The sequence below is a fragment of the Streptomyces mesophilus genome (genome assembly GCF_040300965.1).
Classification (GTDB): Bacteria; Actinomycetota; Actinomycetes; order Streptomycetales; family Streptomycetaceae; genus Streptomyces; species Streptomyces mesophilus_A.
Window position 1 is genome coordinate 1 of the sequence record NZ_JBEPEW010000206.1, and the last position, 11,355, is coordinate 11,355.

The following is an 11,355-nucleotide window of genomic DNA, read 5'->3' on the forward strand; positions in this document are numbered from 1 at the left end:
CAGCCCGCCGGACGCCCGCGGCGGCGCGGCCGCTCCACGCTCGCGACCGTCCTCATCGTCCTCGGCTGTCTCCTCGCCCCCCTGAGCGTCGTGGCCGCCTGGGCCTCCGGCGTCATCGGCGACACCGGCCGCTACGTGTCCACCGTGCAGCCGCTCGCCTCCGACCCCGACGTCCAGAACGCCGTGGCGGCCCGCGTGACCGACGCGGCGATGGACCACATCGACCTCCAGGACCTGCTCTCCGGGGCGGCGAGCGACGAACGCCCGCTCCTGGAGAAGGCACTCGGCAAGCTCGGCAACTCCCTCGAGGATGCCGTGCGCAGCTTCGTGAACGACAAGGCCCGCGACGTCGTCGCCTCCGACGCCTTCGAGACCCTGTGGACCGAGCTGAACCGCAAGGCGCACGCCGCCATGAACAAGGCCCTCACGGGCGACGGCGGCGGCGCGGTGAAACTCGACGGGAACACCGTCACCGTCGACCTCGCCCCCGTCGTCGAGCAGGTCAAGCAGCGCCTCGTCGACAACGGGCTCACGCTCGCCGAGAAGATCCCCGAGGTGCACACGGACTTCGCCGTGGCCAAGTCCGAGGACATCACCAAGGCCCGTACCGGCTTCCGGCTGCTCCAGCTCGTCGGCAACTGGCTGCCCGTGCTCGCCCTGCTCCTTGTCGCGGGCGGCGTCCTGCTCGCCCGCAACCGCCGCCGCGCCGTGATCACCGCGGCCCTGTGCGTGGCCGTCACGGTCGCGCTGCTCGGCCTCGCGCTCACCGTCTTCCGGCCCGTCTACCTTGACGCGCTGCCCGAGGGCGTCTCGCAGCCCGCGGCCGGCTCCGTCTACGACGCGCTGACCCACTTCCTGCGCACGACCGTCCGGATGACCGTCGCCCTCGGCGTCATCGTCGCCCTCGCGACCTGGCTGACCGGCGGCGGCCGACGGGCCGGACTCGTCCGGAATCTGTGGTTCTCGGGCATCGGCGCCGTACGCGGCACCGCGGACCGCGCGGGATTGAACCTCGGACCGGTCGGTCCCTGGGTGGCCGCACACCGCAGGTGGATCGTCTGGGTCCTGATCGCGGCCGCCGTCCTCACGTACCTGCTCTGGAGCTACCCCACGGGCTGGGTCGTCATCGGCCTGGCGCTCGCGCTGCTGTTCGCGCTGGCCGTCGTGGACTTCCTCGCCGGCCCCTCCGGCGACACCGAGACCGCGCAGTCCGCGGACCCCCCGAAGACCCCGGTTTCCTGACAGCTCACCAAAGGAGAGCGCCATGACCATCGCCGCCGACTACCCGCTGCTCAATCTCTTCTGGACCATGCTCCTGCTGTTCTTCTGGGTGCTCTGGTTCTTCCTGCTCTTCAAGGTCATCGGCGACATCATCCGCGACGACTCCCTCAGCGGCTGGGGCAAGGCCGGCTGGCTGATCTTCACGATCCTGCTGCCGTTCCTCGGTGTCTTCGTCTACGTGATCGCCCGCGGCCGCTCCATGGGCGAACGCGATGTCGCCCAGGCGAAGAAGGCCGAGGCCGCCTTCAAGGAGTACGTACGCGAAGCCGCGGGCACCGAGGGCGGCGCGGCCGCCGGACCGTCGAAGACCGATGAACTCGCCAAGCTGGCCAAGCTCAAGGAGAGCGGCGCGCTCACCGAGGAGGAGTTCACGAAGGCCAAGGAGAAGTTCCTCGCCTGAGGACTTGGGGAGCGACGACGTGGACGCGGACAGCAGCACCTCGGAGCAGAGCCCTTCGACCGAGAAGGGCACGGCCCTGCTGCGCAGCACGCTGCTCAGCCCGGGCTACCTCCGGCTGCTGCTGCTCTGCGCCCTCATCGGCATCCCGGTCGCCCTCGCCTGCTTCCTCTTCCTGACCGCCGAGCACGAACTCCAGCACTGGGTCTGGGAGAAGCTCCCCGAAGAGCTCGGCTACGACCGCGCCCCCTGGTGGTGGGCGCTGCCCACGCTGCTGCTCGCCGGACTGATCCTCGCGCCGATCATCACGCGGATGCGCGGCCACGGCGGTCACGTTCCGGTACACGGTCTCGGCGGCGCACCGATCGGCCCGCTCGACCTGCCCAGCGTCGTCCTCGCCGCCCTTGCCGCCCTGCCGCTCGGTGTCGTCCTCGGCCCCGAGGCGCCCCTGATGGCGATCGGCGGCGGCCTCGCGCTGCTCGCCGTACGGGGAATGAAGCAGCAGGCCGGACAGGGCGGCCCGGTGGCCGCGAAGGCGCCCATGCTGCTCGCGACCGCCGGCTCGACCGCCGCCATCTCCAGCATCTTCGGCGGCCCGATCGTCGCCGCCATCCTCGTCGTCGAGAGCGCGGGGCTCGGCGGCGCGGCGCTCGTGATGCTGCTCCTTCCCTGCCTGATCGCCAGCGCCACCGGAGCGCTGGTCTTCACCGGATTCGGCGACTGGACCGGTCTGTCGATCGGCGCACTCCACCTGCCGAAGGTGCCGCCGGACATGACGCCCGACGCGGGCGACTTCCTGTGGGGCGTACCGGTCGCCGCCCTGATCGGCGTGGCCGTCGCCTATCTGCGCGGCCTCGGTTACCTGGTCGAGCGCTGGCTCGGCGAGCAGACCGCCTTCCGTATCGTCCTGTGCGCGCTCGGGGCCGGAGTCATGCTCACGCTGTACGCGCTGCTCACGGACCGCTCCCCGGAAGAAGCCGCGCTCTCGGGGCAGTCCGCCCTCGGGGCGCTCGCCGCCGATCCGCACAACTGGTCCGTGGCCGCGCTCCTCCTGTTGTTCCTGTGCAAGGGCCTCGCATGGAGCCTCTGCCTCGGCAGCCTCCGCGGCGGCCCGATCTTCCCGGCGATCCTGCTCGGCGGCGCCATCGGCATCGCCTGCTCGGGACTGCCGGGGCTCGGCACCACACCGGGGCTCGCGCTCGGCATGGCGGCCGCGAGCGCGGTCGTCACCGGTCTGCCCCTGAGCGCCTCGGTCCTCACGGTGCTGCTGCTCGGCAGCGACGCCCACAACCAGATGCCGCTGATCGTGATCGCGGTGGTCGTGGCCCTGGTCGCCGCGCAGCTCGTCCCACAGCGCCACGGCCTCGCGGCCGAGGGCCCCTGACCTTCGTACGGACAAAGGGAGAGCGCCCCATGGCAGGAGTCGACGCGGACGCCGCCCGGCGGATGACCGAGGCGCTGTTCATCGAGCGCTCCCTGCGCAGCCCCAGCTCCACCCGCTTCTGGGCGCTGCTCGTGCTCGCCTCCGTGATCGCCGGCGCGGGCGTCATCGGCGACTCCACCGCCACGGTGATCGGCGCGATGATCGTCGCCCCGCTGATGACCCCGATCCTGGGCAGCGCCCTCGCCCTGGTCCTCGCCGACCGCGACCACATGGTGCGCAGCGTGCTGCTGGTCCTGCTCGGCGCGAGCGCCGTCGTCGTCATCGGCATGCTGCTCGGCTGGATCGTCTCGCCGCCCGACGCCTTCGCCTCCAACAGCCAGGTCTCGTCCCGGATCAGCCCCCGCCTGATCGATCTGCTCGCCGCCCTTGCCACCGGTACGGTCGGCGCGTTCGCCCTGGTCCGCACCGATATCTCGGACACCCTGCCGGGAGTGGCCATCGCGATCTCCCTCGTACCGCCGCTTGTGGTCACCGGCCTCCTGATCACCGCGCACCGCTACCACGACGCGAGTGAGTCGGCGCTTCTCTTCGCCACCAACGTGGCCGCGATCGTCGCCACCGGCACCATCGTCTTCCTCGTGTACGGGGTACGCGACGCCGCCTCCGAAGCAGGTCTGCACGTCGGCGAGTTCAGCGGCCGCACCCTGGCCGTCATCCTCGGCGTCGTGGTCCTGATCGCCGTGCCGCTCACCACGGGCACGGTGAGCGTGGCCCGCGACCGCTCGCTCGCCGCCGACGCCCGGCCGGTCGCCGAGGCCTGGGCGGCCACCGGCAAATGGCAGATCGCCTCCGTCGAGGCCCGTAACGGCATCATCGTGATCGGCGTCCTCGGGCTGCCGCCCCAGCCGGCCCCGGCCGCCCTGCGCACCGCGCTCGACCGCCACGGCATGCGCGACGCCGACCTCGAACTCCACCTCGTCGGCGGCCGTACGCACTGGTGTCCGGCGGACACGGACACGTGCTCCGTGGAGGAGTCGTCCCGCAGTTGACGCCCGCCACTCCCACGGGCGGACGGCTGATGCATTCGGTCGCATTTCGCTGAGGGATCGTCACATATGTGGCGTGGGGCGTCCGCCCGTCCGGTCGCAGGTTCTTACGTTGCCTTGAGCAATCGCATCAGGCAGCCGGACGAAGGACCTCCATGCCGGGACATCTCCGCGGGCTCGCACGCCTGACCCTCAGTACGACCACCGCTTTGGCGATGCTGTACGGCTCCCAGGCCGCGGCGGTCGCGCCTGCGCCGCCCGACGATCCGCGGAGCGCGGTCAGCATCACCAAGACCAACGACACGGGCGGCGATCCGCTGGAGCCCGGCGACGAGTTCGTCTACACCCTCACCGGCCAGTGCTCGGGCCTGACGGTCGACTGTGTGGACTTCACCGTCACCGACACCCTGCCCGAGGGCCTGGACGTCACCACCCTGCCGCAGTCCACGAGCAGCCGAGATGTCACCTACGACGAGTCGACCCGGCTGCTCACCGTCACCTATAAGCAGCCCCTGCAGAACCCCGCCGGCAAGACCGGTCTGCGGGCGGGCCAGGCGGGCAGCATCGAGATCGGCATGCGCGTGCCGGCCGACACACAGCTCGAAGACGGCACGGTCATCACCAACACGACCGAGGTGAAGGCCGACAACGCCGACCCCGCGACGGCGGACACCGACGTCACGGTGACCATTCCGCGCGTGGTCAAGCCCGTCGCCACCAAGACCTGGAAGGACGGCTCGGCCGTCGCGGGCAGCGGCGAGACCGGCACGATCACTCTGGGCGTACGGAACAACTCCTCGTCCTCCGCCGAGGTCACCGAACTGTCGGTGTCCGACACGAGCGCGGAGACCTTCGAGAACTTCGACTTCGTCAGCGCCTCGGTCACCGCGTTCCCCAAGGGCGCCGACACCGCCCGCCTGGTGGTCACCACCGCCGACGGCAGGACCCACACCGGCGCCGCGATCACCGCGCCCGGTGAACTGCCGCTGCCCCGGGGTGTGGACCCGGCGGACGTGGTCGGCTTCGAGGTCGTCTTCACCAACAGCAACGGCGATCCCCTCCCGTACGACGAGACCGGCGGCACCGTCGACGTGGAGATGAAGCTCCGCGACACCAAGCGCTCCGACGGCTCGCCGCTGCGGCCCACGGACAAGATCACCGTCGACAACTGCGCGACCCCCGCCGTCAAGGAGAAGACGGAGGGCGAGGTCGAAGGCACCGACGCCTGCGCCCCGTACGACATCCTCCCCGACATCCTGGTGCTCCAGCCGGCCAAGCGGTTCTACCCGGACACCGACGGGGACTTCGGCCAGGAGACCGGTGAGCACGCGGTGCTCGGCGAGAACTCGCCGGTCAGCACCGAGGTGGACGTGAAGAACGCCTCGCCGTTCCCGGTGAAGTCGATCACCGTCACGGAGCCGTCCGCCGACACGGACAGCGAGTTCGAGAAGCTCGACGTGGACAAGGTGCGGCTGCGCTTCCCGGAGGGCGCCACCGAGGCGAAGCTGACCGTCACGTACGCCGACGGCTCCACCTTCGAGCAGACGTACACCGAGAACACGACGGTCGACGTCGCCAAGCGCGGGACCACCGTCACCAAGGTCGAGGTGACCTACACGGGCGTCGACGCGGACGGCAACCCGACCATCGCGGAGGGCGCCACCGCCGGACTCGACCTGCACGGCACCCTCACCGACGACGTCACCGCGGAGGACCTGCCCTCGGGGACCAGCCCAGGGGTCGACAACTGCGCCTCCTACAAGGGCGACGCGGGCCGCACCGACGGCAGCGGCACCGCCTCGGGCGACGCCTGCAAGAACCTGCCGATCGAGGCGCCGAACACCTCGGGCAGCGGCACCAAGGACTCCTCGCAGCACGAGATCCCGGCCGACCAGCCGATCACGATGAACCTGAAGGTGACCAACAACGGCAACAAGCCGCTGGTCCGCCCGGTCGTCACCGACCCGGCGGCGGGCCCGGACGGATCTCCCGCCACCACCTCGCCGTTCGACGTCCTGCAGATCACATCGGTCTCCGTCAGTCCGTCGGACGCTCCGGTGACCATCGAGCTGTGGGACCCGACCGTGAACGCCTGGGTCGCCTACGACGCGTCGGACACCGCGCTCCTGGAGCGCGCCACCGGCGTACGCGGCGTCTACAACGGCGAGTTGGCACCGCAGAGCGGTTTCACCCTGACCGTCGTCGCCGAGCGGCGGCCCGGAGTGCCCGACGGCACCACGCTGCGGAACTGCTACTCGATCGACGCGGGCGGCGACTACACGCCCGGCGCCCCGGTCTGCGGCCCCTCGATGGACACCGCGCCCGCGTCCGACTCGGCCTCCCTGAACAAGTCGATCAGCCCGGGCACGCTGCCCGAGTACGTGCCGGGCCTGCCGCGCCAGCACGCCGACATGGCGCTCACCATCGCCAACACGGGCAACATGTCCGCGAAGACCCTGCAGATGACCGACCGCGACGCCGACTTCTTCGACGCCGTCGACCTCGTCTCCATCAAGTCCGACCAGATGCCCGCGGGCGCCAACCGCGTACAGATCGACGCGTACGTGAACGGCGCCTGGGTGAACGGCACCCCGTCCTCCTCGGCCGCACTGCCCGCCGGTGTGAACGCCGCCGACGTCACCGGCATCCGCGTCACCTACAGCTCCACCAGCACCACCAACGGCGGCTACGTCATCAAGCCGGAGTGCGCGAGCAGCAGTTGCTCCGGCATCCTCGTCCTCGACGTCAGCCCCCGCGAATCCCTGCGCTCCAACGGCGAACCGGTCCCCAGCCACCTGGAGGACACGGTCAGCGGATCGTTCCTCACCAAGCTTCAGCCCGCGGACAAGCCCAAGGCCATCGACCCGGTCAACGCCACGCTCGACCTGGTCAAGGGCACACCGCGGCTGACGATCAGCAAGGACCCCGACACGGTGCTCGCCCCCGGCGAGGACGCGCCCTTCTACCTGAAGGTCACGAACACCGGTACGGCGAACGTCCCGAACCTCGTCGTCAAGGACGCGCTGCCCGAGGGCATCCAGTTCGTCGACACGTTCGCGGGCGACGACGGCGAACCGTACAAGGTCATCAACACCGCGGTCCCGGACGGCACTCCGCCCGTCCCGACCCCGGAATTCACGCAGACCACGTCCGGCGACCGTGTCTCCGGCCTGACTTGGGACTTCTCCCGGCAGGCGAACGGTGATCCCTGGGTCTTCGCCCCGGGCGCCACCCTCACCATCGAGATCCACGTCAAGCTCGAACCCGGCATCGACGCCGGTGACGTGGTCACCAACAAGACCGGCGCCACCTCCTCCGACCCGGACCTCGCCTGCGAGGCCGCCTCGGAGACGGACGGCGCCTTCGGCAGCGGCCTGTACTGCACGGCCACCGCGACCCTGACCGCCAAGTCGGGCGCGGCCTTCGCGGCCCGCAAGTGGGTCTCCGGCAACGACTCGCTCGGCTGGTACCACACCCGCGACAAGAAGACCGTCCCCGTCGGCGACTCCTCCTGCCTGTCCACCACGGACGCGGCCGGCCGCCGCTACACCGCCAACCCCTGTATCGCGCTGGTCAATCCGGGCGACGAGTACCACTACCTGATGCGCATCCAGAACGCCGGTACGGAGGCGGGCACCGCGATGCGGATCGTCGACCGCTTCCCGGTGCAGGGCGACAAGGGCGTCATCATCGACCAGTCCCGCGGCACGGCCTGGGACAAGCGGCCCACGCTCGCCTCCGAGCCGCAACTCGACGGGCCGGGCGCGATGACGGTCTCGTACGAGAACTCCGAACCCCTGTGCACCGACGACCTCGACATGGGCGGCGCGGGTTCGAGCGAACCGCGGTGCCCGGCCTCCACCTGGGACGACCCGTACAGCGCGCAGGCCGTCGGCGCCCGCTACGACCTGGCGTTCTCCCCGGCCATGGCGCCGGGCGAGAAGGTGGACATCAGCTGGGCGATGGACACCCCGCTCGACGTCAAGAAGAACGGCGACCCGACGATCGCCTGGAACTCCTACGCCCACAACGAGACCACCGACCGCGCCGGCAACCCCCGGGTGCTGCAGCCCAACGAGCCCATCCAGGTCGGAGTCGCCCTCGCCTACGGTGACTTGAAGCTGGTCAAGCGGATCGGCGACAGCCCCGACGCACTGGACCCGGTGCTGGCCCGGGTGCCGTTCCCGTTCCATGTCAGGTGTGTGATCCACCCCGAGGGCGGCCGTCCGCGGATCGTCCTCGATGAGGACTACCGGGTCTCCGCGGACAAGCCGGTCACCGTCACCGGTATCCCGGCGGGCGCGGAGTGCGAGGTGTGGGAGACCTCGGCGCACGGGGGTGAGGCCACGCACACCAAGGACGATCCGGCCGAGATCACCATCGACCCCGGCTTCGGCACGACGACCGTCGAGACGGCGCGTATCACCAACGCCTTCCGCTTCGGCTCACTGCAACTGGTCAAGGAGCTGGACGGCGACGCCGCCTCGTTCGCCGAGGACCGCGCCTTCGACGTCAAGGTCACCTGCTCGCTGCCGAACGAGGCGGGCAAGCCGACCACTCAGATCCTGAGCAAGACCTACACGGTGAAGGCCGGCGAGCCGGTGACCATCAAGCCGCTGCCCGCCAACACCCGTTGCTGGGCAGCGGAGGTCGACGCGGGCGGCGCCGACAGTGTGGTCGTCGACCACGGCACGCCGCGCACCGCGGTGACCGTCACGGAGGACGGCGGCCCGCAGGCCCAGGCGACGATCACGGCGACCAACACCTTCGACGCGGCGCAGCTCGTGATCGTCAAGAAGGTGATCGGCGAGGACGAGGCAGGCTCGTACTCCTTCAGGCTGGCCTGTACGACGGCGCAAGGCGATGTGGCCCTCGCGGCCGGGGACCGGGCGTTCAGCCTCCCGGCCGGCGGCAGGCGCACGGTCACGGTCCCCGAGGGCGCGCACTGCACGGTCGAGGAAGTGGACGTCCCCGCCGAGGCGACGGTCACCTACTCGCCCAAGGGCGGTGCGGTGGACGTGAACGGCACGGCCTCGGTCACGGTGACCAACAAGTTCCCGCCGCCGCCGAACCCGGACGGCCACGACAAGGACGACAAGGACGGCAAGGGCGGCCACCTCGCGCACACGGGCCCGGCCGGCAACTGGGCGGCGCTCGGCGCGCTGTTCGCGGCGCTGATCGCCTCGGGTGCGGTGCTCATGTGGGTCGCGTCGAGGAGGAGGGAGCGGTCGTAACGACCGTCGCGTGACCTGGATGCCGCCGTCGGGTCCCACCCGGCGGCGGCATCGTCGTGTGTACGGCCCCTCGGACGGCTCGTCGGTATGGATCCTCGTTGTCGGTACGGGTCCTCAGCCGGGCCGGCGCGCGAAGAGCTCGAGGTGACCGCAGTGGGGGCAGAGGTAGGCCGCGATCGGCCACCGCGGACGGCCCATCCGCCGGGCACCGCCGAAGATCCCGCGCTCCAGCGGACCGGGAATCCAGCGGGCGTACCCCTTGGCGTACTGGCCGTCGTCCTCGATGAAACCCTCGTCGAGGCCGACCGTTCCGCAGTGCGTGCAGCGCAGGGAGTTCACGGAGTTCATGGCGTCCTTCGAGTTCATCGCAGCAGGCTAGGGGGCGGTTGTCAGGGTTGCGTCATGACCGGTCGTCAACCGGGCTTCAGGGTGCGCCCGGCAGCGCGGGTATGGTCGGCGGACCGATCGCGCCGGAGAGACGTACGGGGGAGAAGGCCGTGGTCAAGGAGAAGCACGGGTACAGCGCGCGCCCGGACGGAGCCAGGCGCAAAGGCGAGGACGACGGCTGCTGCATGCACGTCATGGACACCTACGTCTGGTGCTCCACCGTGTGCTGTCCGGCCCGGCTCCTCGCCCTCGCCCTGCCCGCGCTCGCGACGGCGGCCTTCGGATCCCGCGCCGGCGGAGCCGACCCGGCGGCGCTCCGGCCGTCCGGGTGGATGGCCGGCCGGCTGTACGAGGCGGTACGCCACTACCGCTCCCGCATCAGCCCGTCCCTGCCCGACTGCTGCCCGTACACGCCGACTTGTTCCACGTACGCCGTCAAGGCCCTCCACCGCCACGGCGCATGGCGCGGCGGACTGCTCACCGTACGGAGGCTGCTGCGCTGCCGCCCCGGGGCGGCGCGGCGACGGGGGTACGTCGACCATCCGCCGCTGTAGGTGCCCGCGCGGGACAGTCGATCGCTCGTCGCTCCAGGTGTCCGGGCACGTCAGCCGATCGCTCGCCGGTCCAGGCTCCCGGGCAGGTCAGCCGGTCACCCGCCCCGCCGGGCTCGGGGCAGGTCAGGGGCGCCCGATCAGGTGAAGTACGCAGCGTGTACGCGTGCCAGCGCCCTGCCGTGGGGCGGGTGCCGCCCAGCATCTCCGGTGTGATCATCGAACGAAGGGGTGGCGCGGCGACGATGCGGCGCCTCGTGCTGGTCACGCTCCTGAGTGTGGGGTGCTGGGCCTGGAGCACGGCAGGCGCCACGTACGCGTACGGCCCGGGTACTTCCGGTGTCCCGCACGGCCCCGGTGTCCCGCATGGTCGCGGTGTCCCGCACGGCTCCGGTGTCCCGCATGGTCGCGGTGTCCCGCACGGCCCCGGTGCCGCCGGGCTCGCCCTCGCCGTCACGGTCAACGCACGCCCCGGGGCCGACGCCCTGCGTCATGGAATCCGCACCCGCGCCCCGGTCGTGACGACGTATCACCTGACCAACCGCGCCGGCTCGGACCTCCACGGCATCCGCGTCCTCGACCCCACGCTGCCCGGCGCCCGGATCCGCTGTCCCGGCGGCGGCAGCGAGGTGCGCCTGCTGACCGGGCTGCGCTCGGTGCGCTGCACGGCCACCGGCCGCGCACGCCCGGGGACCTGGACCGGAACGGTGCGCGCCACCGGCCGGCAGCCGTATCTGAACGAGACCGTACGAGCCCGGGCGCGCTCCGGGTACGCGGGCGTCCACGCGGGCCTGCGCCTCACGGAGTCCGTGCGGGTGACCGGCGCCCGCGCGGCCGAGGTCCGCTACACGCTGACCAACCCCGGCAACCGCGCCCTGTACGACATCCGGCTCACCGACTCCGCGCTCACCCCCGCCCGCATCGGCTGCGCCGGCGGACGCGCGGTGGTCGCCCGCCTCCCCGCGGGCGCCACGGTCCACTGCGCGGCGCGTGTCACCCGCGCACCCGGCCGCTACACCAGCCACGGCACGGCCGTCGGCAACGACCGCCTCCGCACGCTCACCCCGCAGGGCCG

At 71.3% G+C, this 11,355-nt stretch carries 7 protein-coding genes and 1 pseudogene; 7 read left to right on the forward strand and 1 reads right to left on the reverse strand.

Annotation, left to right across the window (positions count from 1 at the left end; genetic code table 11):
* From ABT367_RS38170 to ABT367_RS38190, 5 genes are all read left to right on the forward strand, one after another.
* On the forward strand, positions 1–1,242 hold a 1,242-nt coding region (locus ABT367_RS38170; RefSeq protein ID WP_352258167.1), incomplete at its 5' end, for a hypothetical protein.
* Between the two features lie 22 nt (positions 1,243–1,264).
* A complete protein-coding gene (locus ABT367_RS38175; RefSeq protein ID WP_352258168.1) occupies positions 1,265–1,681 on the forward strand; it encodes an SHOCT domain-containing protein in 417 nt (138 codons plus the stop codon).
* 4 nt (positions 1,682–1,685) lie between these two features.
* Positions 1,686–3,062 (forward strand): chloride channel protein, encoded by a 1,377-nt coding sequence (locus ABT367_RS38180; RefSeq protein ID WP_434975633.1) that lies wholly within the window; start codon positions 1,686–1,688, stop codon positions 3,060–3,062.
* A gap of 29 nt (positions 3,063–3,091) precedes the next feature.
* Positions 3,092–4,111 carry a TIGR00341 family protein gene (locus tag ABT367_RS38185; RefSeq protein ID WP_352258169.1) on the forward strand — a complete coding sequence of 340 codons (1,020 nt, stop codon included), beginning with the start codon at positions 3,092–3,094 and terminating at the stop codon, positions 4,109–4,111.
* Between the two features lie 152 nt (positions 4,112–4,263).
* Positions 4,264–9,342 carry a DUF5979 domain-containing protein gene (locus tag ABT367_RS38190; protein ID WP_352258170.1) on the forward strand — a complete coding sequence of 1,693 codons (5,079 nt, stop codon included), beginning with the start codon at positions 4,264–4,266 and terminating at the stop codon, positions 9,340–9,342.
* A 114-nt stretch (positions 9,343–9,456) separates the two neighbouring features.
* Here ABT367_RS38190 and ABT367_RS38195 read toward each other — a convergent pair whose 3' ends face one another.
* A complete protein-coding gene (locus ABT367_RS38195; RefSeq protein ID WP_352258175.1) occupies positions 9,457–9,681 on the reverse strand; it encodes a hypothetical protein in 225 nt (74 codons plus the stop codon).
* 158 nt (positions 9,682–9,839) lie between these two features.
* Between ABT367_RS38195 and yidD the strand changes: the two genes are divergently transcribed.
* Together yidD and ABT367_RS38205 are read left to right on the forward strand one after the other, a co-directional pair.
* Positions 9,840–10,283, forward strand: coding sequence for a membrane protein insertion efficiency factor YidD (gene yidD / locus ABT367_RS38200; RefSeq protein WP_352258172.1), 444 nt, complete (start codon positions 9,840–9,842; stop codon positions 10,281–10,283).
* A 209-nt stretch (positions 10,284–10,492) separates the two neighbouring features.
* Positions 10,493–11,355: pseudogene (locus tag ABT367_RS38205) on the forward strand (hypothetical protein); the annotation flags it as partial.

Bases quoted from the DNA above. Each gene is read 5' to 3' on its own strand.
- ABT367_RS38190 (WP_352258170.1), top strand. From the start codon at position 4,264: ATGCCGGGACATCTCCGCGGGCTCGCACGCCTGACCCTCAGTACGACC.
- ABT367_RS38185 (WP_352258169.1), top strand. From the start codon at position 3,092: ATGGCAGGAGTCGACGCGGACGCCGCCCGGCGGATGACCGAGGCGCTG.
- ABT367_RS38175 (WP_352258168.1), top strand. From the start codon at position 1,265: ATGACCATCGCCGCCGACTACCCGCTGCTCAATCTCTTCTGGACCATG.